Genomic DNA, 21,320 nt, shown 5'->3' with positions numbered 1-21,320 from the left:
GCATTTACCCGCCCCTTTATGACCTGTAAAGGGGCGCGCGCTCTTACAGCCTTTTACCCGGCATCATCCGCAGCAAGGTATTATCTTTAAGATAATAGTGATGGAATAACGCAGCCGCGGCGTGCAATCCAATCAGATAATAGCCTGTGTTGGCAATAAGCTCGTGAATAGACTTTATCTTTTTGGATAACAGTAAATTCGGATCGTAAGTTACCGGCATCTTCACGCCAAAAAGAGCCCACTCGGTGCCTTTAAAATACATCGAAAGTATTCCCATGATCGGCACCACAATAAAGAAGATATAAATGATGCCGTGCATGATATGCGCGGCAATGTCCTGCCAGTGTGGCGGTTTAGGGGTAATTCCCGGCGTAACATACATGAGCCTTACGAACACACGCGTGCTCATCATTAATAATACGCTGGCACCAAAGCTGTAATGCAGGACGGTTAATAGCGCATGCTGAGGTAAACTTTTTGGAATAAAGCCTTTGAGCTCAATGGTGGCATAGGTAGCAACAACAAGCAGGAAAACAAGCCAATGAATGGCAATCTGTATAGGACTGTATTTAACGCGCATGTAAGTGTCTCAAGAAAGATGCTGAAGTCAGCGTATCTTCAAGAGATTAAGCGCACATTAAGGCAAGAAAGAAACCGCAATCCGTGAGCCAGATTGCGGAGGGTGATTAAGATTTTTTGGTCTGAACCCAGAAGCCGTGAATAAGTCCCGGGAAATATCCGCAAATAGTCAGAATGATATTAATAATAAACGCCCATCCAAATCCTTTGCCGATTAAAACACCCAGCGGAGGTAAAATGATGGTAAACAGAATTCTCCAAAATCCCATGGTGCTCTCCTTTTCGTTTTTGATACCTAACCCTATCGAAATAGAAACATGTACACAATAAGAGTTCTCTTGGTTACCGATTGCGTCGCGAAACCAGGGAGATTAGTATTTGATTATGCAATGATGAGGCTGGCAGTGGCCAACTCTGGGGAGACAGGTAATGAAGCAGGACGTGATAATGCTGATCCTCGCGATAATTTTTATCGTGATAATGTTTGGCACGACGATGAGCATCACGGTACGTGCCAAAGGGTTGAAAAAGGCCTATTGGCTTCTTTGCAGCTTCCTGATTGGCATCGGCAGTTTGTCTTTCATCTATTTTCTCGCTTTTCCCGAACATCCTGGATTCTCGGCAAATCGCCCAGCGGGTGAAATTCCTCCCGAACTGATGTTCGCCGCCACGCTAACCCGCACCGGTATCGCCGCCGCCCTGCTGGGGTTTCTGGTGCACGGCATTTGGCGGCTGATCGGTTTTTTCGGCAAACGTGATGCCTCCTGACATCGGGTTTCGCTTGATAACAATTTGTTTCGGAAGAACAGCTTGGCTCACCTTACTTTTCGCTGTATATTTATACAGCCAAATTACCCTGGCATTTATGCCGATCGCCTCCCGCTATTTATTTTAAGACCCCCCTTTAATAAATAGAACGGCGATAAATCGAATGACAAAAAATTGATAGAGAGTGAGCCATGCGGGTTGAACTGAGTTATGACAAAAGGAATGTAGCGGCAATACCAGATGCCGGTGAAAAAATTACCCGGGAGCTCACCAAGCGGGTTCACAGAATGTTTCCCGACGCGGAAATTAAGGTCAAAGCGATGCAGGCCAATGGTCTCAGCACGCACGGCGTCAGTAAACAAGAAAAGTCACAGTTGAATCAGATGCTTGAAGAGATGTTTGAGGAAGCGGATGAATGGCTTTCTTATGAATAAGCCGTTATTATTTACTTACAAAGCGCAATTGAAATAAACATATCACTGCGATGGCTTATTATAAGATAGCCAAAGAAGATAAAATATTTTAACGAATTTGCGAAGTAATCGATGCCAAATCCTAAGAAAAACAGCGCTCAACCCCATTTTTATTCTAAACGTTTCGCGTTGATTTGCTTAGGAATCGTCTGCTGTATGGGGCTATTGCTGGCCCGCGTAGGTTATCTCCAGCTGCTTAATCGGCCGATGCTGGAGCGTCAGGCCGACCAACGCTCACTGCGCACGCAAATTATTCCCGCCGATCGCGGCACCATCGCCGATCGCAACGGGCACCCTCTTGCGCTCAGCGTGGCGTCTAAAGACATCATCGCTGACCCGTACCGTATCGAACAGCTGCACAGCGATCTGAACAGTCCAAAGTGGCAATATCTGGCCTCGGCGCTCGATATGCCGCTGTCGCAGCTTCAGCAAATGATCACCAGTGACCCTAAGCGTCGCTTCGTCTTCCTGGGGAGAAAAATTGAACAGGGCATCGCGAAGGACATCGGCGAACTGCACCTCGGCGGCGTTATCCTGCAACACGACGACAGCCGCTATTATCCCATGAGTGAGGCGGCCTCGAACCTGGTCGGCGTAGTCGGTACCGATAACGAGGGTCTGACCGGACTGGAACGTGGTTTCAACAGTCTGCTGCAAGGCAAGCCTGGTATGCGTGAGTTCCGTCAGGACGGTCAGGGTAACGTCATCGGTATTCTTAAGGACGTGCCGCCGCAGCAACCACCGACGGTTAACCTGAGTATCGACAGCTATATTCAGTACGTGGTGTATGCCGCGCTGAGAAAAGGCGTGATGCTGAACCAGGCGGACTCGGGGGCAGCGGTGATGGTCGACGTCAACACCGGCGAAATTCTGGGAATGGCCTCTTACCCTTCGTTTAACCCGAACAACTATGCTGGCACCGACGTCAAAGACATGCGTAACGTGGCAATTAGCGACAGCTTCGAGCCAGGTTCGACGGTAAAACCTTTAGTGGTGATGGCGGGTCTCGCGCACAACATCATTAGACCCGATACAGTGCTCGATACCCGTCCTTATACGGTTAACGGCCACCTTATTCGCGACGTAGGCCACGAGTCGGCGCTTACTATCACCGGCGTACTGCAAAAATCCAGTGATATCGGCGTATCGCACATTGCGTTGGCGATGCCTGCACAGATTCTGGTCGATCAATATCACGCCTTTGGTCTGGGCAAACCCACCGATCTCGGTGTGGGTGGTGAAAGTGCCGGTTACTTCCCGCTGCACCGCGAACGCTGGGCTGACATCGAACGCGCCACTTTCGCCTTTGGCTACGGTCTGCGCGTAACGCCGCTGCAAATTGCCCGCGAATATGCCACTATCGGTTCATTCGGTATTTATCGTCCACTGTCGATAACCAAAGTTACGCCGCCGGTGCTTGGTACCCGCGTCATGGATAAAAACGTGGTAGAAACCGTAGTACATATGATGGAAAGTGACGCCCTGCCGGGGGGTTCTGGGCTGAGTGCCGCCGTTCCGGGTTATCGTTTAGCGATTAAAACCGGTACGGCCGAAAAGATGGGTCCATCGGGCAAATATGACGGCGGTTACATCAACTATACGGCAGGCGTTGCGCCAGCAAGTAACCCACGCGTAGCGCTGGTGGTGATGGTCAATAACCCACAGGCCGGGAAACACTTCGGTGGTTCGGTTGCGGGTCCTATCTTCGGCGAGATAATGGGGCAGGTTCTGAACCACATGAACATTGCGCCAGATGCCTTAGTCCCTGAAACACCGCCGACAACCGTTGCTTCGTCCAGTAAGGCAGTGAAGTTAAAAGAAAAAAGCGCGCTCGCGCCGCAGTAAAGAAAAGCGGTAAAAAAGTCAGTTTTTAACGCCGAGTGACTGGATTTGTGCAGGCAAATTTTGTACCTTTCCGTGTTATTTTCCACTGCTTAAAAGTGTCTACCCGTATGAAAAGGCTCTTAATTGTTGTCGTTATTTTTCTCTCGGTTTGCCTGGCTGTCATTGCATTAAACATGCACGGCAATGGCCCGTGGGGCTAACTGCCAAGCCCGCAAGGATTAGGAGAACGCATTTTGCCCACCGGTAAACGTTTTATTTTAATGGTGATCGCAATCCTTGTCGGCATTGTGGTATTGGACGATGCCATCGCCCGCATCATCCATTGGATCCTGCTAAGGTAATGACAAACGAGTGATTTTTCCTCATCCAGCCGTCGAATTGCCTAATACCACACGTTATGACTACTCTGCCCGCTCCGCCTGCGCGGCGAATTTGTGTATAATCATCTTAACGTAACTAATCATTGACGAGCTATGGCACAAGATATCCACCTCTCTATCGTCTGCGCACTCAGCAAATGGATCGAAGGCCATTTGGGGCGAGTTATCCATCTTGAGGAGCTGGCAGAATATTCCGGCTACTCGCTTTGGCACATGCAGAAACTGTTCAAAGAGTCGACCGGTATCTCCCTCGGCAAATATATTCGTGAGCGTCGTCTGGCCAGTGCGGTTTATCAGCTGAGCAGCAGTGATTCATCGATTTTCGATATCGCGATGGATTTTGGTTTTGGCTCGCAGTCGCACTTTACCTACATGTTCCGCAAGCGCTTTAACATCACGCCCTACGAGTTCCGGCAAAACCCCGACGTCAAACTCGATGTCGCTCCCCCGCTGCACATCATTCATCAGAAATCGGCCTGATTAAAAACCTAACTCGCTAAGACCCGGATGATCGTCGGGTCGACGCCCGAGCAGCCAATGGAATTTTCGCTCAGAGGCCTTAATCGGCAAATCATTGATGCAGGCATAGCGTGCATACATTAATCCCTGTGGGTTGAACGCCCAATTTTCGTTGCCGAAACTCCGGAACCAGTTACCGGAATCGTCATGCCACTCATAGGCGAAACGCACTGCGATACGCTCTCCGTCAAAAGCCCATAACTCCTTGATTAACCTATAATTGAGTTCTTTCGCCCACTTGCGCTCTAAAAATGCCACCACGTTCTGCTGGCCGGTGACGAATTCGCTGCGGTTGCGCCACTGGGTATCGGCCGAATAAACCTGGCTGACCCGCTGCGGGTCACGGCTGTTCCAGGCATCCTCAGCAAGTCGAACTTTCTCAGCGGCGCTTTCTCGAGTGAAAGGTGGCAGCGGTTTTTTCAGAGTCAGGGGGGTATTTTCAGCCATCATTGCCTCACGGTTAATCAAGGTAAAAGATTGAGATGCATGTAGACAAGTCTGTCTACACCAATCACACTAGCGCATGTAGACAGAGTTGTCTACATGTGTAAAATATCCATCATCAGCTCACCACAGGATATTTCATGAATACCCGGTCTTCGCCTAACGTTGCACAGCCCGCCGCACGCGAACGCATTCTTCACACCGCCCACGATCTTTTCTATCGTGACGGCATTCGTGCAACCGGCATTGATTCAATCATCAGGGAAGCTGGAGTCACCAAAGTGACGTTCTACCGTCATTATCCGAGTAAGGATGCACTGATACTGGCGTTTTTGCAGTACCGCCACCAGCGCTGGATAAGCTGGTTTAGTCAGGCATTACGCGAACATTCAGACACAGGCATGCCCCTTCCTGCTGCATTGGCCGCTACCCTGCAAGCCTGGTTCGAGCGAGAGGATTTTCGCGGTTGTGCATTCATTAACAGCAGTCTGGAATATGGCGATGCGCTGCCGGAAGTGCTCAAGCTTTCTGTCGCGCACAAGAAAGAGATGGCAGAGGTGATTGCCGATTATTTTAAGGCGTTCTCAGATAAAAATCAGACAGCGGAGAGCGTGGCACTCTTGATTGATGGCGCAATCATAAAAGCGCAAATGGAAAATGAGGCAACGCAGGCAACGCAGCTTGTGCAGAAAATGTTGACCCTGCTCCTCAGCGCGCGGATGACAAACGACTGACCCTTAACTCACCCTGCGCCCACAAAAAAACGCAGCCGAGGCCGCGTTTTTTCTTATCTGTGTCTGTATCAGGAAGTGGTTAGAACTGGTAAACCAGGCCTACAGCCACGATGTTGTCGGTATTGATACCGGCAGCTTCGGTGAAGTCGTTATCGTGCAGCAGGTTAACTTTATAATCCACGAAGGTAGACATGTTTTTGTTGAAGTAGTAGTAAGTACCGATATCGATATATTTTTCGATGTCTTGAGTACCGAAGTTACCCATGTCTTTACCGCGTGACTGCAGATATGCCAGTGATGGACGCAAACCGCTGTCGAACTGGTACTGGGCCACGGCTTCGAAGTTGTCAGCCTTGTTGGCGAAACCGTCGATGTCGTTATCTTCGGAACCGATACGAGTCAGGTTTTCAGTGTGGGTGTACATCGCCGCCAGGTAGACGTTGTTTGCGTCATATTTCAGACCGCCGCTCGCCGCCGTTGCCTTGTCGCCGCGACCGTAAGCCAGCTCGTTCTGATCGCTGGTGCGATCAGAACTGCTGTACGCCGCTGCTGCACTGATGCCCATGCCCAGATCGTAAGTCGCGGAAATGCCATAGCCGTCGCCGTTAGCAGCCTGCGCTGAACGACCGGAAGACTCGCCGCCCGGGTTGTCATTTTTCCCCTGATACTGCAACGCGATGTTCAGGCCTTTAATCAGACCGAAGAAATCATTGTCACGGTAGGTCAGTAAACCGTTTGCGCGCTGCTCCATGAAGTTGTCAGCGGTATAGGTATCACCACCGAACTCTGGCAGTACGTCGGTCCATGAACCGATGTCATACATTACGCCGTAGTTACGGCCGTAATCCAGTGAACCCCAATTGCCGAATTTAAGACCGGCGAAACCTACACGGGTGTAGCTGTTGGCAGTACCTTGTTCTTCCGCCGTGTTTAGCGCTGCCTGGTACTCCCACTGACCGTAACCGGTAAGCTGATCGCTAATCTTGGTTTGGCCGTCGAAGCCGAAACGCAGATAAGACTGGTCGCCATCAACGCCATCATTACTGGAGAAGTAATGTTCTGCATCGATTTTACCGTTCAGGTCTAGAATATTTCCGTCTTTATTGTAGATTTCTGCCGCACTCGCGGTTCCTGCAATTAATAATGCTGGGACCAGGAGTGAAAGAACGCGAAGTTTCATTTGTCTATCCTCATTAAAGGGTATCGAGCCGCCGCCACTGTTTCTTAGGTTTACGTATGTTTAAAAATTGTTAGGCTCGATAGGCAGACCTATTCTCATGATAAGGAATATATTAATCCAGAAAGAAAATGATACCGAATTAGTGATAGTGTTTCATAACAATAAATAAATGTAACATAAAATGTATTTTCAGGAACTTTTGTCAATCATGTAAAGGCAAAAAATACAGCACGTAGTGTTAATTAATTAAAAAATCATTAAAAATCAAATAAATACACAAAACAAAAAGCGCACTAAGTGATAAACCAAAATAAACCCATCCTATATAATGTCTCTCGCTATCATCATTATTTGTTATTTATTACTTTCATTATCCCCTGTATTTGGAAACAACAGCCGGCCTTTTGGCCGGTTTTTTTTTGCCGTTTGTGCGGTAATTCAAACCCGTCACTATCCCCCTATTTACACATCTTTGCGTCCCCGCACATAATTTCTTCAATAACCTTTTATTTCATGGCGGAAATTAAATCCTTTTCTTGCAGATTATTTCTTTTGCTATGCCAGGGTATACCCCCCTGTATTGAGCCAGTCCGAATGAATCATTTTCCTCTCACGGAGTAGAAGTTAAGCAAGAAGGCGGTTGCATATTCCGTTACTATAAGAGCAATCCCGCTGTAGCGAACTTCAAGGGTCGTTACACTGGCACATTTCGACTTTCGACCAGCTCACAAAGGAATCGCATGCAACAACCCGACAACCACGACAACATCGCCAAGGCACAGATGCTGCTGGCAACCCGCCGTTTCCTCAAACTCGACGAGTGGCTGTTGTCACAAATGCGCGGTTGGCAAAATCAGAACGAGGCCAACAACACGTATGGTCTCGTCATGCATCCCGATACCCTGTTTTCGAAGGATGAAAGTGCGACGCAGCGTCTCGAGATCTTGCGTGACTGGGCGCAACAGTGTCCCGGTAGCTATCACGCTCACTGTTTGATGGGCATGTTCTGGCACGAGCAGGCGTGGGTTATCCGTCGTGGAAATGGGCCGGAACACGAGGTTGAAGACGCGCAGTGGCTCGGCGCGCAGCTGTGCTGCGACTATGCGGTGCTGTCATTCCTCTCAGCGATTGCCTGCCACCCTCGCCCCACGCACGCATTTCGTCACATGATGAACCTCAGCGGCGGATTTGGTGAACCTTACTGGCTGCGCGCGCTGTTTGCGGGTCAACAACCAAAACCCCTGCATGAACAGTTCAATATTCAAAACAGCCCAGTATGGGAGCAAGGCGCTGCCTACCTTTATGCGATGGGCGTTGCGCCGGCCACCCATTGGCCGCAGCAGCTCCCCGCAGCATTGCAGCAGACGCGTCGTAATGATGAAGACGCGTTAGACTACTGGCTGCGAATGGCCATGTCAGTGCGTCACAGTGACGTGGGCAGCATGGAGTCGTATCTGCTGTTCCACTCAACCTTCTGGGGCGGCAGTGACGAACAACAAAACGAAATCATCGATGGCCCGCTGTGTGCCGAGTTCAGCGAAGATGAGCGAAACCAGTTCCGCGCCAATGCGCTGCTGGATGCCCTCGGCGGCGAGATAGCCGACCGCGACTCGCCGCGCGCCGAACAACTCCAGCAGCGGCTGACCGCGCTTCTCAACCAGCCGCTAGAGCCTGCAACCCGCATCGCGCTGCTCAATCTGGCCGGTACCTGCATCGCCTACTGGCAGGACGACGATCGTGCCGGACTGCAGGTGTATGCAGACCTGTTCGCCGTTTCACCTCAGGCGATGCCCGGCAAATTCGCTGCACTTTTTATTTCTCGCGCCGTGCTGGCAAGCGAGGAACAGGACGGCATGCCAGTACTCACTTCACTGCTGGTGCGCGCTATCAACCGCGCCGATGATGCTCTATTGACCGCCTTTGCCGCCGCCGCTGTGCAGTTCGGTCTTTATGGCCTGCCGTGCGACACGTCATTAAGCAGCGGCCTAATGGACTGCGCCTGGTCACTGATGCAGCAGCAAAAAACCACCGAGTCGGTCGGCAAAGACCTGCTGGTGCTGGCACACGACATGGCGATTAATGATGATATCGACGCGACCCATTTCCTGATGACAGAAATGGCGCGTCGCGGCAGCGCGCTTCATACCTATGAACTGTTCTTCTTTTATCGCAACGCCTGGCATCAGGACGTCCCGGAATCCCTGCACAACGACAGCAATGCGCTGGACTGTGTGCTGAGCGCCGCGCGGTCAGGCCTGGTTCCGGCGATGTTCAGCGCTGCCAACGCCCTGCGTGAAGGCCTCGGCGGCGAAGTGGATTATCAGCAGGCGATGCATTGGTATCAGCGTGCCAGCGAAGCCGGCCACCCTTCCGCCGACTACTGGCGCGCAAGCTGTGCGCTCGATTTAGGTTCTGACGCTGAAAAGCGTGAAGCGGTTGAGGTTTCACTGCCAGCTATCCTCGCGCAGCAGAATCACCCTGAACGTTTCGAAGCCGCCTACACCTTGGGTATGGCCTGGATGCAGGGCGTCGGCACCAAAAAGAACAAATACATCGCCTGGCAGTTGATGAACTTCGTACTGGAGTTGAATCCTGAATCCGAGGTAGCGCGTCAGGCCATTATCCAGCTCGAAGGGTCGCTGCGCGCGCGCATGAGCCTCTGGCAGGACAAACGTAAGGTTGAAGGCGTCGATTTCACCGCACCTTATCGCCAGAGTAGCGCGCCTCAACTGCCCGACGCCTCACACGAGCCGCAGCATGTAGATTAGGACGACAGGAAATAACGGCCCCACGGCCTTTCTGCTACAATACTCAGCCAGTTTTAGCCCATACTGGCTTTTTTTATTGAAAGATAGCGGTTTATCGATAAGTATTCGTTATATCCTGTAAACGGATTTCACAGAATTATAAGAAAGGATTGACGACTACATGCCAGCAGAATCGATGATAGACCTTTCACGGGCTCAGGCTCAGCCTGGAAGAGCCCAGCAGATAGCGACACGAATTATCTTCCTGCTTTCAGGATTTGCGATGTCCGCCTGGGCGCCGCTGGTCCCCTTCGTAAAAATTCGCCTCGACATCAGCGACGGCACGCTGGGCCTGCTGCTGCTGTGTATCGGTGCCGGTTCCACCTTTTCCATGCCGCTAACCGGCTTCCTGACCGGAAAACTGGGCTGTAAGACGGTGATTTTGCTCGCCACTATCGTACTGTGCCTCGACTTGCCTTTACTGACGTTGATGGACACGACTCTCGGCATGGCGCTGGTACTGATCATCTTCGGCATGTCGATTGGCATGGTCGACGTAGCGATGAACGTTCACGCAGTGGTGGTCGAGAAAGCCAGCGGGCGCGCGATGATGTCAGGTTTTCACGGCTTCTTCAGCATAGGGTGTATTCTCGGCGCGCTGGCGGTCAGCGGCCTGCTCTCCCTGGCGCTGACGCCGTTTCTTGCCAGCATCGCGGTCATTGCCGTGGTGTTACTGTCTTTGCTTGGCATCAGCAAACACCTGTGGCACGACACCAAAAGTAAGCAAGGCGATCCGATGCTAGTGATGCCACGAGGCTGGGTGATCTTCCTCGGGTTACTGTGTTTCGTGATGTTCCTGACCGAAGGCGCGATGCTCGACTGGAGCGCACTGTTTCTCATCACCGAGCGGAGCGTGGATCCACACAACGCCGGTCTGGGATATACCGTCTTTGCCATCGCGATGACCCTCGGGCGTCTCACCGGTGACAAGGTCATCAACTATTTTGGTCGTTTTAAAGTCCTGCTTTTCGGCAGCCTGATAGCCTGCGCAGGACTGCTTCTGTCTGTAGGCGTAGATAGCCTGTATGCTGTAGCAGCCGGTTTTATCATGGTCGGCCTGGGTGCCTCGAATTTGGTGCCGATTATGTTTAGTGCCGCCGGTAATCAAACCAGCATGCCTGCCAACCTCGCCATTGCGTCGGTGACGACATTGGGATACGCCGGGATACTGGCCGGCCCGGCACTGGTCGGGTTTATTGCACAATTGAGTAATCTGTCGATTGCATTGAGCTGTGTCGCGGTCCTGATGCTGCTGGTTTCCGCCAGCGCACGCGCCGTGACTCGCTAAACAAGGAAAAGCGTCACCACCATGCCAAGTAAATATTTATCGCTGACTTCGACCAATATTACGCGATTTTTTTGGATCTTCATTCTGCTGCTGGCAATGGGGCTTGGCCTCTATGGCTATAACTACACCAATGCGTATCTCAACGATAAGCTGAGAACGCTGCAATACACCGGCGATCGCCTGCAAAAGCGTATCGACCACTATCGCTATCTGACCTATCGCATTTACGATAACTACACCGGTCAGCCACTGGCGCAGATCCCGGCCAACGTGCAGGAAGTGAAGCTGCGTCAGGATATGTTCTTCATTAACAAGCCGCACAAAAAAACCGATGCGCTGATTTACGGCACTCATGACGCCGCCACGCTCGACCTGACGCTAAAAATCTCCGGCTTTCTTGACGATCAGTGGGGGGCGAAAAATCAGCCCTACTCGATGTATTATCTGAACGGTCAGGACAACAGCCTGATGTTCATTACCACGCAGCCGCTGCAACAGCAGGACTCGCGTCTCAAAGAGAACTATTTCTACGCCGGGATGCAGGCGCGCCGCGCAGAGATGCTGCAACAGGCCAATACGCTCGACGAGCGCGAGAGCTATTCCAGCCTGCGCAAATCGCGTAACTCCAGCGACTATTTCTTCTCGCTGCGCACCACCTTTAACAACCCCGGCAATCTTGCGACGGTGATTGCATTCGATCTGCCGATGAGCGATCTCGTGCCGCAGAGCATGGCCCGAGACAATTTTCAACTGACCAATAACAACGACACGGTCAACGAAGGCGACGCACCTCAGGATCCAAACGCGGGCAGCACGATTACGCTGCAAGGCGGATCAATTAACCTCAGCACGCCGTTGAGCAACTCGCCGCTGAACCTGACTTACAGCATTCCGGTGCTTTCACTGGCGATTGATCTCACCCGCAACAACTTCTGGCTGATCCTCATCAACCTGATCCTGCTCGGCATGGCGATGGCCGGTATCTATCTGATTCGCCATAAATATATCCGCCCGAGCGAGAACATGGCCCACCAGTTGCACACCCAGCAGGCGCTGAACCATGAGATAATCTCTAACCTCTCCGTCGGTCTGCTTATCTATAATTTCAGCAGCCACAGCGTGGTGGTCAGCAACAAGATTGCTGAACAGCTGTTGCCGCATCTTAGCCTCGACAAAATCGCCAATATGGCCGAAGAACATCACGGCGTGATTCAGGCGACGGTCAACAATGAAGTGTATGAAATTCGCATGGTGCGCAGCCAAATAGCGCCAGACACTTACCTGTTCATGATGCATGACCAAGACAAAGAGGCGATGGTCAACAAGACGCTGCAACAGGCGCGCCGCGAGCATGAAAAGAATCTGCAGGCACGCAAGCTGATGCTGCACAACCTGGGCATCGAACTCAATCAGCCGCTGCTCGAACTGCACGCGCTGGCTGAACAGTTGAACAGCAACCCACCGGTCGAAGACCGCAGCAAGCTGGAGAAAACGCTGCTCGGCGAGTCCAAGGACGTCCTCACGCTGGTTGATAATATTACCCTGCTGACCCGTCTCGAAACGCAGGACTGGCAGCCGGTTCAACAACGCTATTCGCTGGCCGCGCTGATGGACGAGCTGCTGCTCGACGCACTGCCTAAAATTAACCAGAAAGGCCTGATGCTGCTGAACCATTTCGAGATGGATCCGCTCGACAGCTACGTCGGCGATCCGAATGCGGTGAAGAAGATCCTCGCGCTATTGCTCGATTATGCCATCGTGGCTACCTCGCTTGGCAAAATTACGCTGACCAGCGAACGGGATCCGCAGCAGCCGGACCAGCTGATTTTCCACATTACCGACACCGGCAGCGGCCTGTCGAAAGAGGAGTTGAGCAACCTCAATTATCCGTTCCTCAGCCAAACGCTGGTAGACCGGTTTAATCACGGTTCGGGGCTTAATTTTTACCTGTGTAATCAGCTGTGCAAGAAGCTCGGCGGTCAGCTCGAGATACGCAGCAAAATCGATATCGGCACCCGTTATACGGTGCGAATCAAACAAACGCTTGAAGCGGTGGATACTGAGGTCGAGGCGGCGGACGAAAGGCTGCTGGACGACGTAACTGTGCTGCTCGACATCACGGCGGATGAGGTTCGCGGCATCGTTACCCGCATCATGAGCGCCTACGGTGCGATTTGTATCGTCGCCGACGAGCGCCAGCCAACACGGGATTACGATGTATTATTAACCGATAACGCCCAACACTGTGACCACTATACGCTGTTGCTAACCAGTGACGAGATTGGCTTCCAGGCTCTCGAAAAACGCTATATACGCGTCAACTTCAACATCGGCAGTGCGCTGATAGACGCAACCTTACTGTTAATTGAACAGCAGCTGCTGGAAGAGGCGGAAAATGAAATCGCGCTTTCACAGCAGAATAGCAGTGCCGATTCAACTAACGGTGATTCAGATTCCGGTACCGGCGACGACGAAATCGAAGCCTATGTTAAACAGCTGCATACCAGCGACTATTACGGCCTTTTCGTTGATACAGTACCGGAAGATATAGAGAAACTGTATAATGAAAATCAACGTCGTGATTTTACATCGCTTTCCCAGACAGCTCATCGGCTTAAGGGAGTGTTCGCCATGCTGAACCTTACACCGGGGAAGCAACTGTGTGAAAAATTAGAACAGCATCTCGCCGAAGGCGAAGTGTTGATGATCTCAGACAATATTAATCAGATTGATTCTTTTGTCTCCAGACTGCTGCAGCAAGGTAGCTAATCACATGAACAATATGAACGTAATTATTGCCGACGACCATCCTATCGTCTTATTTGGGATCCGTAAGTCCCTTGAACAAATTGAGTGGGTAAACGTAGTAGGCGAGTTCGAGGACTCTACCACGCTTATCAATAGCCTGAGCAAACTTGATGCACACGTGCTGATAACCGACCTGTCTATGCCAGGTGACAAATACGGTGACGGCATTACGCTAATCAAATACATCAAGCGCCACTACCCACAGCTGTCTATTATCGTGCTGACCATGAACAACAACCCGGCTATCCTGAGCTCCGAGCTCGACCTGGATATCGAAGGGATTGTGTTGAAACAGGGTGCACCTACCGACCTGCCTAAGGCACTGGCCGCGCTGCAAAAAGGCAAGAAGTTCACGCCGGACAGCGTTTCCAAACTGCTGGAGAAGATAAGCGCCAACGGTTACGGTGACAAGCGCCTCTCTCCAAAAGAGAGTGAAGTTCTGCGCCTGTTCGCCGAAGGTTTCCTGGTGACCGAGATTGCCCGCAAGCTGAACCGCAGCATCAAAACCATCAGCAGCCAGAAGAAGTCAGCGATGATGAAACTGGGCGTCGAGAACGACATCGCCCTGCTCAACTATCTGTCTTCAGTCAGCTCTACGCCGGTTGATAAAGACTAACGTTCAGCGCCGTGGGCCAGAAAAGAAAAAAGGCACAATCTAGATTGTGCCTTTTTTTATGCTCTGAATTCAGGATGATAACGGCCTGGCGCCCTGCCCGCTGACGCGTTTCCTGCGCACCTGCTGGCTGTAATAGCTCAGCGTTTTGCGCAGTTGGTCGAGCGTCACCGGTTTGGACAGACAGTTGTCCATGCCCGCTTCGAGACAGAGCTGCTTCTGCTCCGCCAGCGCATTGGCGGTAACCCCGATAACCGGCAGCATAAACTCCAACTCACGCAGGCGCTTGGTTAAACCATAGCCGTCGAGTTTTGGCATGTTCACGTCGCTAAGCACGATATCGACCGGATGAACCTTCATCGCCTCGAGCGCGTCCAGGCCGTCGTTGGCGGTCACGACGATGTATCCCATGGACCCGAGCTGGTCGGCCAGCAGGCGGCGGTTAATTGGATGGTCATCGACCACCAGCAGCGTGATATCACCGTTATCCTGTGACTCGACGACCTCTGGCAGCAACGCGATATTATTCTCGTTAACCTCATTCAGCTGATAAATGCGGTTCAACAACAGCGTGATCTCCAGCGGCGTAGAGGTACTGTGGATCCAGTAACCCGGGCTGCTTTCCTGCGGTGGCCCGATGTGGTCGATGGAAAACTCGATTTGTGCACAGAGCGCGCCACGGTGAATGAGCGGCGTATCGACTATCAATATGTCTTCGGCGAGGGTTTCGTCTTCCGCATTCCAGCGCTGAACGTTGGCACCGTGGTGATGCAGCAGCTGCATCAAATAGCTTTCGAGATAGCCGTTGCGGATATTCACCCACAGACGTTTACCGGCCCAGAACGCTAGCGGCGGTGGCGCAGGATGGACTTCGCCGTAGATTGGCAGTCGCACGGTAAAGGCGCTGCCGAGCCCCGGTTCCGAATCAACGGAGATATCGCCATCCATCAGGTTAATCAGCTTTTCACAGATAGCCAGCCCCAGTCCGGTGCCCTGGAAATGACGCTGTACCCCACTTCCGACCTGGAAGAAGGGATCGAACAGGCGGGTGATCTCTTTGGTTGGGATCCCCACGCCGGTATCGCGAATCATAAACTCCAGATAGTTGCCGCAGGTGCGCGCGTGCAGCACGATGCAGCCGGTATCGGTAAACTTGATAGCATTGTTGAGGATGTTCGACAACACCTGCTGCAAACGTACCGGATCACCGACAAAAATCTCAGGCACGTTGTGCTCGATGAAGCAGTACAGCCCGAGGTGCTTCTTCACCACCAGCGGCAGATAGTTGCCTGCAATGTGAGTGATAACTTCGCGGCAGGAGAATTCCTGCGGCTCGATTTTTAGCTGCTCGGATTCTATTTTCGAGAAATCGAGAATATCGCTGATGATCTTCAGCAGCAGCGCCGACGAGTTATTCATCGCCGTGACCAGTCGGTCAACGCCCTGCGGCAGCCCTTGCGTTTGCAGCAGATCGAGGTTACCGATAATGCCGTACAGCGGGGTGCGCAGCTCGTGGCTAACGGTTGCCAGGAACATCGACTTCGACTGGCTCGCCTGCTCTGCGGCATTGGCCATCTCGTGCAGCGACTCTTCCATCTTCACGCGAGCGCTGACGTCAATCAGTACACAGATTGCTACGTCCTCGTTGCGATAACGGGAATGCACAAAGCTGAGCTGTATGTTGTTGTTGTCACGCGTGATGATGTCCACGAAGCGCGTCTGTTGGTCGCAGATGATGCGCGTGATGCGCTGGCGGTCTTCGTGCGTCAGCATGCTGATGTAGTTGTGCGCCAGTTCGTTACTGAGGATGTTGACCCCATCGCTGATGCGCAAAATTGAGATACCCACCGGCGCAGAAGCGACGATTTTATGGTTGAACTGCTCGTGTTCCTCGAGGCGGAAAGCGTTCTCTTCTGCGGGCAGGAACATTTTTCGCTCAAACAGCCAGGCCAGCACGAACAACAGCAATGCCGAGAAAACGTTAAGCACAACAGCATTAAGAATCAGCAGCTTAAAGCGTTCGATCACCGTTTTGAACGGCAAAGAATAGACCACGCTCAGCCCGGAGGGTGGCAACGGTTTCTTATAAATCAGATCGTTATAGCCGTTCATGTAGCCGAAATAACTTTGGCCGGTCGGATAATTGTCGAGGATCGACGTATAGCGGTCTCCCTCAAGGAAACTCAGCAGCGGCACGCCTTCGCTGTCGAGCAGCGTTACGCCAGTATGCGAGGAGCTGGAGACGGTGAAATCTTCCAGACGCAGCGTCTGCTGCACGCCCATCAGAGCCTCGAGCTTGTTACCGACGTAGATTGGCGTCAGCACGTACAGGTTACCCTGCTCTTTGTTATTTCCCGCCTCAACCCAGTATTGGCTTTTCTGCTTGTCCTGGCTCTTGCTGTTGCGGTATTTGATCAGTTTATCGTGCAGGGTTTTGAGACCGTTTTCTCGTTCAATCGGCGTCGCGCTGTCCATGACACCGAAATCAACCAGACAGAGATTCTCCCCGTTAATGTAGAACACCCGCTTGAGGGAGTAATTATCGGAGAAGTTGTCCTTCCAGTAGTTAATTGTATTACCCAGCGACGCCAGCGAGTTGCGTTTGCTGTCGGTCAGTTGCGAACAGTTGGATTCAGGGAACAGCGCGTGATAGCTCGGAATAACATTCTTGGTGCTCAACACGCCATTGATTAAGTCGAGGCCGTTAATCGAATCACCGAGGCGCTTTTCAGCCATCGACCTCACGCTACGAACCACTTCGGCGGTATTTTTAATGTAGGTTTGCGCCTGGTTGTAGTTGAGGTTGTCCTCTTCGCGAATTTCCGACTCTTTATTGTGGAAAATATTCAGCACATAAAATGTCGTCAGCAGTGCGCCGAGCGACCAAAGCATGATAGCCAGTACCCTGAAGAGGTAACGGGAAATTCTCAATGCCGTTCTGAACGAGGTTAAATACTTCAAGCGGTTACCATTGCTGAAACGTAAAATGAAAAGGAAAAGGGCACAATATGTAACCCATATTATGCCCTTTGTCGCTCAACCTGAGAAATCGATTTTATTCGTCTTCTGAAGGTTGCTCGTCGTCTTCTGCTTCGATATCGTCAGGTGCTTCGCTTTCCTGCGCAGCTTCCAGTTCACCTTCCACTGTTGCTACGCCGTCCAGTTCTTCATCTTCAACAGGTTCTGCAACGCGCTGCAGGCCGACCACGTGCTCGCCATCAGAGGTACGGATAAGCGTCACACCCTGGGTGTTACGGCCAACCTTGCTGACTTCGGAAACTCGGGTACGAACCAGCGTGCCGGCGTCGGTAATCATCATGATCTGGTCGGCGTTATCTACCTGGATAGCCCCCACAACCGGACCATTACGCTCACTCACCTTGATGGAGATAACGCCCTGCGTCGCACGAGATTTAGTTGGGTATTCGCTGGATTCGGTACGCTTACCGAAGCCGTTCTCGGTAACGGTCAGAATGGCACCTTCACCGCGAGGAATAATCAACGAGACCACGCTGTCGCTTTCGCCCAGACGGATACCACGAACACCGGTCGCCGTACGGCCCATCGAACGCACTGCCTGTTCGGAGAAGCGCACCACTTTACCGGCCGCAGAGAACAGCATAACTTCGTCATTACCGTCTGTCAGGTCAACACCAATCAGCTCATCACCCTCATTGAGGTTGATAGCGATGATGCCAGCGCTGCGTGGACGACTGAAGTCGGTCAATGCGGTTTTCTTCACCGTGCCGCTGGCCGTTGCCATAAACACGTGACGGCCTTCTTCATACTCGCGCACCGGCAGAATGGCGGTAATACGCTCGTTCGGTTCAAGCGGCAGCAGGTTGACAATCGGACGCCCACGGGCACCACGGCTTGCTTCCGGCAGCTGATAAACCTTCATCCAGTACAGACGTCCACGGCTGGAGAACATCAGGATGGTGTCGTGGGTGTTAGCCACCAGAAGACGATCGATGAAATCCTCTTCCTTAATACGTGCCGCGGACTTGCCTTTACCCCCGCGACGCTGCGCTTCGTAATCGGTCAGAGGCTGGTACTTGACGTAGCCCTGATGCGACAGCGTAACGACAACGTCTTCCTGGTTGATCAGGTCTTCGATATTGATGTCGGAGGTATTGGCCGTGATTTCGGTACGGCGCGGGTCGTTGTACTGGTCACGAATAGCTTCGAGCTCTTCACGAATGACTTCCATCAGACGGTCAGGGTTTTCGAGGATGTAGATCAGTTCAGCAATCTGCGTCAGCAGCTCTTTGTACTCGTCGAGCAGTTTTTCGTGCTCGAGGCCGGTCAGTTTCTGCAGACGCAGGTCCAAAATAGCCTGAGCCTGTTGCTCGGTCAGGAAGTACTTACCGTCGTGAATACCGTACTGCTTTTCGAGCCACTCTGGACGCGCGGCGTCATCACCGGCGCTTGCCAGCATGGCGGACACGTTGCCCAGATCCCATGAACGCGCAACCAGGCCCGCTTTCGCTTCGGCAGGGGTTGGCGCAGCACGGATAAGCTCGATGATGGGGTCGATGTTTGCCAGGGCAATCGCCAATGCTTCGAGGATGTGCGCACGGTCACGGGCTTTACGCAGTTCGAAGATGGTACGGCGAGTCACCACTTCACGGCGGTGGCGCACGAACGCAGACAGGATCTCTTTCAGACCCAGAATCTTTGGCTGCCCCTGATGCAGGGCAACCATGTTGATACCAAACGAGGTTTGCAGCTGAGTGAGTGAATAAAGGTTATTCAACACCACTTCGCCCACCGCATCACGTTTGATCTCAATCACGATACGCATACCGTCTTTGTCGGACTCGTCGCGCAGTGCGCTGATGCCTTCAAGACGTTTTTCTTTCACCAGCTCGGCAATCTTTTCGATCAAACGAGCCTTGTTCACCTGATACGGGATCTCGTGAACAATGATGGTTTCACGACCGGTCTTCGCGTCAGCTTCTACTTCAGCGCGGGCGCGAATGTAGATTTTACCGCGGCCGGTGCGATAGGCCTCTTCAATGCCACGACGGCCGTTAATGATAGCGGCAGTCGGGAAGTCAGGACCCGGAATGTGTTCCATCAGCCCTTCAATGCTGATGTTTTCGTCTTCGATATAGGCCAGACAGCCGTTGATAACCTCGGTCAGGTTATGGGGCGGAATGTTGGTGGCCATACCCACGGCGATACCAGAAGAACCGTTAACCAGCAGGTTCGGGATACGGGTTGGCATAACCGCCGGGATTTGCTCGGTGCCGTCATAGTTCGGCACAAAGTCGACGGTTTCTTTTTCAAGGTCTGCCAACAGTTCGTGGGCAATTTTTGACATACGGATTTCGGTATAACGCATCGCAGCGGCGGAGTCGCCGTCTACCGAACCGAAGTTACCCTGCCCGTCGACCAGCATGTAGCGAAGGGAAAATGGCTGGGCCATACGAACAATAGTGTCATAAACCGCGGTATCACCGTGCGGGTGATATTTACCGATAACGTCACCGACCACACGGGCCGATTTCTTATAGGCTTTGTTCCAGTCATTACCCAGAACATTCATTGCGTAAAGTACGCGGCGGTGCACCGGTTTCAAACCATCGCGCACATCTGGAAGCGCACGTCCGACAATAACGGACATGGCGTAATCCAAATAAGAGTTTTTAAGCTCTTCTTCGATGTTAATCGGTGTGATTTCTCTGGCAAGGTCGCTCATGGAGCTGCTATCCCTCTCTGATTATTCATGGCCGCTGCCCAAAAATACCTTAATTACTCAAGGTATAGGCAAAGGTGTCAAACTATAGCACGAAGCTGCCTCTCGGTCCCTAGAATATGTATAATCGGCTTCACAAGGCATAAGGAGTTTATCAGCCCAATGACAACCACACCGAACAGCAAACAACACACTATCATTTCGCAAAACGTGGATACCCAAAACGTAGATCAGTCCGAAATCGCCAAATTTGAGGCCGTCGCCTCACGCTGGTGGGATCTCGAGGGCGAATTCAAACCCCTGCACCGCATTAATCCGCTGCGCCTGAACTACATTCTGGAGCGTTCGAACGGGCTTTTCGAAAAGAACGTGCTCGACGTCGGCTGCGGCGGCGGCATCCTTAGCGAAAGCATGGCCTCCGCGGGCGCAACCGTGACCGGTCTGGACATGGGCGCAGAGCCGCTCGAAGTCGCCCGCCTGCACGCACTCGAAAGCGGCGTAAAGGTCAACTACGTTCAGGAAACGGTTGAAGCGCACGCCGACGCCAATCCGCAGCGTTATGACGTAGTGACCTGCATGGAAATGCTGGAGCACGTTCCTGACCCGGCCTCGGTCGTGGCCGCCTGTGCTCGCCTGGTCAAACCCGGCGGTCACGTGTTCTTCTCCACCATCAACCGCAACAACAAAGCCTGGCTGATGGCGGTGTTCGGTGCCGAATACGTATTGAAGATGGTTCCGAAGGGGACGCACGACATCAAGAAGTTTATTAAACCTTCCGAGCTGCTCTCGTGGGTAGACAGAACTCACCTCTACGAGCGCAACATCATCGGATTGCACTACAACCCGCTGTCGGATCACTTCAAGCTGGGCCCGAACGTTGACGTGAATTACATGCTGCACACGCAATCACAGGAAACTGCTGAAAGCTAAGCACCAGTCAAGTCATTTACCGCGCTCTGGCCGCTGCACACGTTGAGGTATTCACGCAGGCGCGGCCAGACTTCAGGATAAAAGCTTAGTTTTTAGGGCATTGGCCTGTCCAACCCCTGCAACATGATTTTTTAGAATAGTTTTTGGTGCCAATATAGCGTTTTTTTCTAACGTTTAATAAATCGGCAGTCGATCGGCTTTTAGAAAAATATAAGAAAATCGTATCGTAGATATTGACACTTCTTTAAGCC

General features: G+C 52.1%; 16 protein-coding genes. 10 read left to right on the top strand and 6 right to left on the bottom strand.

Annotated features, from left to right (window positions below; all coding sequences use genetic code 11):
* Positions 1-43: 43 nt before the first annotated feature.
* Together cybB and BS640_RS14200 are read right to left on the bottom strand one after the other, a co-directional pair.
* A complete protein-coding gene (gene cybB, locus BS640_RS14205; RefSeq protein WP_017491809.1) occupies positions 44-580 on the bottom strand; it encodes a cytochrome b561 in 537 nt (178 codons plus the stop codon).
* A 106-nt stretch (positions 581-686) separates the two neighbouring features.
* A complete protein-coding gene (locus BS640_RS14200; RefSeq protein ID WP_017491808.1) occupies positions 687-848 on the bottom strand; it encodes a YqaE/Pmp3 family membrane protein in 162 nt (53 codons plus the stop codon).
* Positions 849-1,008: 160 nt separating this feature from the next.
* On the opposite strand from BS640_RS14200, the gene BS640_RS14195 reads away from it, so the two are divergent.
* The 4 genes from BS640_RS14195 to BS640_RS14180 all read left to right on the top strand — a co-directional run bounded on the left by BS640_RS14195 (position 1,009) and on the right by BS640_RS14180 (position 4,525).
* A complete protein-coding gene (locus BS640_RS14195) occupies positions 1,009-1,347 on the top strand; it encodes a hypothetical protein (protein WP_017491807.1) in 339 nt (112 codons plus the stop codon).
* Positions 1,348-1,538: 191 nt separating this feature from the next.
* The gene (locus BS640_RS14190) at positions 1,539-1,781 is read left to right on the top strand and encodes a DinI family protein (protein WP_017491806.1); all 243 of its coding nucleotides are present in this window, start codon (positions 1,539-1,541) and stop codon (positions 1,779-1,781) included.
* A gap of 111 nt (positions 1,782-1,892) precedes the next feature.
* The gene (locus BS640_RS14185) at positions 1,893-3,665 is read left to right on the top strand and encodes a penicillin-binding transpeptidase domain-containing protein (protein ID WP_051040067.1); all 1,773 of its coding nucleotides are present in this window, start codon (positions 1,893-1,895) and stop codon (positions 3,663-3,665) included.
* A 473-nt stretch (positions 3,666-4,138) separates the two neighbouring features.
* Positions 4,139-4,525 carry a helix-turn-helix domain-containing protein gene (locus tag BS640_RS14180; protein ID WP_026110520.1) on the top strand — a complete coding sequence of 129 codons (387 nt, stop codon included), beginning with the start codon at positions 4,139-4,141 and terminating at the stop codon, positions 4,523-4,525.
* Here BS640_RS14180 and BS640_RS14175 read toward each other — a convergent pair whose 3' ends face one another.
* Positions 4,526-5,011 carry a nuclear transport factor 2 family protein gene (locus tag BS640_RS14175; RefSeq protein ID WP_420916432.1) on the bottom strand — a complete coding sequence of 162 codons (486 nt, stop codon included), beginning with the start codon at positions 5,009-5,011 and terminating at the stop codon, positions 4,526-4,528.
* A gap of 137 nt (positions 5,012-5,148) precedes the next feature.
* Between BS640_RS14175 and BS640_RS14170 the strand changes: the two genes are divergently transcribed.
* Positions 5,149-5,742, top strand: a complete 594-nt coding sequence (locus tag BS640_RS14170; RefSeq protein WP_017491801.1) for a TetR/AcrR family transcriptional regulator — start codon at positions 5,149-5,151, stop codon at positions 5,740-5,742.
* Between the two features lie 79 nt (positions 5,743-5,821).
* Here the strand turns inward: BS640_RS14170 and ompC are convergent, their stop codons facing one another.
* Positions 5,822-6,922 carry a porin OmpC gene (gene ompC / locus BS640_RS14165; RefSeq protein WP_017491800.1) on the bottom strand — a complete coding sequence of 367 codons (1,101 nt, stop codon included), beginning with the start codon at positions 6,920-6,922 and terminating at the stop codon, positions 5,822-5,824.
* Positions 6,923-7,662: 740 nt separating this feature from the next.
* Here ompC and BS640_RS14160 point away from each other — a divergent pair.
* The 4 genes from BS640_RS14160 to rcsB all read left to right on the top strand — a co-directional run bounded on the left by BS640_RS14160 (position 7,663) and on the right by rcsB (position 14,441).
* Complete coding sequence (locus BS640_RS14160) at positions 7,663-9,690, top strand: DUF4034 domain-containing protein (protein ID WP_017491799.1); 2,028 nt, start codon at positions 7,663-7,665, stop codon at positions 9,688-9,690.
* Positions 9,691-9,850: 160 nt separating this feature from the next.
* The gene (locus tag BS640_RS14155) at positions 9,851-11,017 is read left to right on the top strand and encodes an MFS transporter (protein ID WP_139802818.1); all 1,167 of its coding nucleotides are present in this window, start codon (positions 9,851-9,853) and stop codon (positions 11,015-11,017) included.
* A gap of 21 nt (positions 11,018-11,038) precedes the next feature.
* Complete coding sequence (rcsD, locus tag BS640_RS14150) at positions 11,039-13,786, top strand: phosphotransferase RcsD (RefSeq protein ID WP_017491797.1); 2,748 nt, start codon at positions 11,039-11,041, stop codon at positions 13,784-13,786.
* A 4-nt stretch (positions 13,787-13,790) separates the two neighbouring features.
* Entirely contained in the window at positions 13,791-14,441 is a 651-nt protein-coding gene (gene rcsB, locus BS640_RS14145; protein WP_084912794.1) for a response regulator transcription factor RcsB, read from the top strand.
* Positions 14,442-14,510: 69 nt separating this feature from the next.
* On the opposite strand, the gene rcsC is transcribed toward rcsB, so the two are convergent.
* Together rcsC and gyrA are read right to left on the bottom strand one after the other, a co-directional pair.
* A complete protein-coding gene (gene rcsC / locus BS640_RS14140) occupies positions 14,511-17,399 on the bottom strand; it encodes a two-component system sensor histidine kinase RcsC (RefSeq protein WP_026110517.1) in 2,889 nt (962 codons plus the stop codon).
* 94 nt (positions 17,400-17,493) lie between these two features.
* Positions 17,494-20,142 (bottom strand): DNA topoisomerase (ATP-hydrolyzing) subunit A, encoded by a 2,649-nt coding sequence (gene gyrA / locus BS640_RS14135; protein WP_017491794.1) that lies wholly within the window; start codon positions 20,140-20,142, stop codon positions 17,494-17,496.
* 159 nt (positions 20,143-20,301) lie between these two features.
* Here gyrA and ubiG point away from each other — a divergent pair, with 159 nt between their 5' ends.
* Positions 20,302-21,069, top strand: a complete 768-nt coding sequence (ubiG, locus tag BS640_RS14130; RefSeq protein ID WP_017491793.1) for a bifunctional 2-polyprenyl-6-hydroxyphenol methylase/3-demethylubiquinol 3-O-methyltransferase UbiG — start codon at positions 20,302-20,304, stop codon at positions 21,067-21,069.
* The last annotated feature ends 251 nt before the right edge of the window (positions 21,070-21,320 follow it).

This window comes from Rouxiella badensis (genome assembly GCF_002093665.1).
In the GTDB taxonomy this organism is placed as follows: domain Bacteria; phylum Pseudomonadota; class Gammaproteobacteria; order Enterobacterales; family Enterobacteriaceae; genus Rouxiella; species Rouxiella badensis.
This window is presented reverse-complemented; position numbering and strand designations above follow the sequence as displayed.

Excerpts from the sequence above, each read along its gene's own strand:
- BS640_RS14200 (WP_017491808.1), bottom strand. The coding sequence starts at position 848 with ATGGGATTTTGGAGAATTCTGTTTACCATCATTTTACCTCCGCTGGGT.
- BS640_RS14170 (WP_017491801.1), top strand. The coding sequence starts at position 5,149 with ATGAATACCCGGTCTTCGCCTAACGTTGCACAGCCCGCCGCACGCGAA.
- BS640_RS14185 (WP_051040067.1), top strand. The coding sequence starts at position 1,893 with ATGCCAAATCCTAAGAAAAACAGCGCTCAACCCCATTTTTATTCTAAA.
- BS640_RS14155 (WP_139802818.1), top strand. The coding sequence starts at position 9,851 with ATGCCAGCAGAATCGATGATAGACCTTTCACGGGCTCAGGCTCAGCCT.
- rcsB (WP_084912794.1), top strand. The coding sequence starts at position 13,791 with ATGAACAATATGAACGTAATTATTGCCGACGACCATCCTATCGTCTTA.
- BS640_RS14175 (WP_420916432.1), bottom strand. The coding sequence starts at position 5,011 with ATGGCTGAAAATACCCCCCTGACTCTGAAAAAACCGCTGCCACCTTTC.
- gyrA (WP_017491794.1), bottom strand. The coding sequence starts at position 20,142 with ATGAGCGACCTTGCCAGAGAAATCACACCGATTAACATCGAAGAAGAG.
- BS640_RS14190 (WP_017491806.1), top strand. The coding sequence starts at position 1,539 with ATGCGGGTTGAACTGAGTTATGACAAAAGGAATGTAGCGGCAATACCA.
- ompC (WP_017491800.1), bottom strand. The coding sequence starts at position 6,922 with ATGAAACTTCGCGTTCTTTCACTCCTGGTCCCAGCATTATTAATTGCA.
- BS640_RS14160 (WP_017491799.1), top strand. The coding sequence starts at position 7,663 with ATGCAACAACCCGACAACCACGACAACATCGCCAAGGCACAGATGCTG.
- rcsD (WP_017491797.1), top strand. The coding sequence starts at position 11,039 with ATGCCAAGTAAATATTTATCGCTGACTTCGACCAATATTACGCGATTT.
- BS640_RS14195 (WP_017491807.1), top strand. The coding sequence starts at position 1,009 with ATGAAGCAGGACGTGATAATGCTGATCCTCGCGATAATTTTTATCGTG.
- cybB (WP_017491809.1), bottom strand. The coding sequence starts at position 580 with ATGCGCGTTAAATACAGTCCTATACAGATTGCCATTCATTGGCTTGTT.
- BS640_RS14180 (WP_026110520.1), top strand. The coding sequence starts at position 4,139 with ATGGCACAAGATATCCACCTCTCTATCGTCTGCGCACTCAGCAAATGG.
- ubiG (WP_017491793.1), top strand. The coding sequence starts at position 20,302 with ATGACAACCACACCGAACAGCAAACAACACACTATCATTTCGCAAAAC.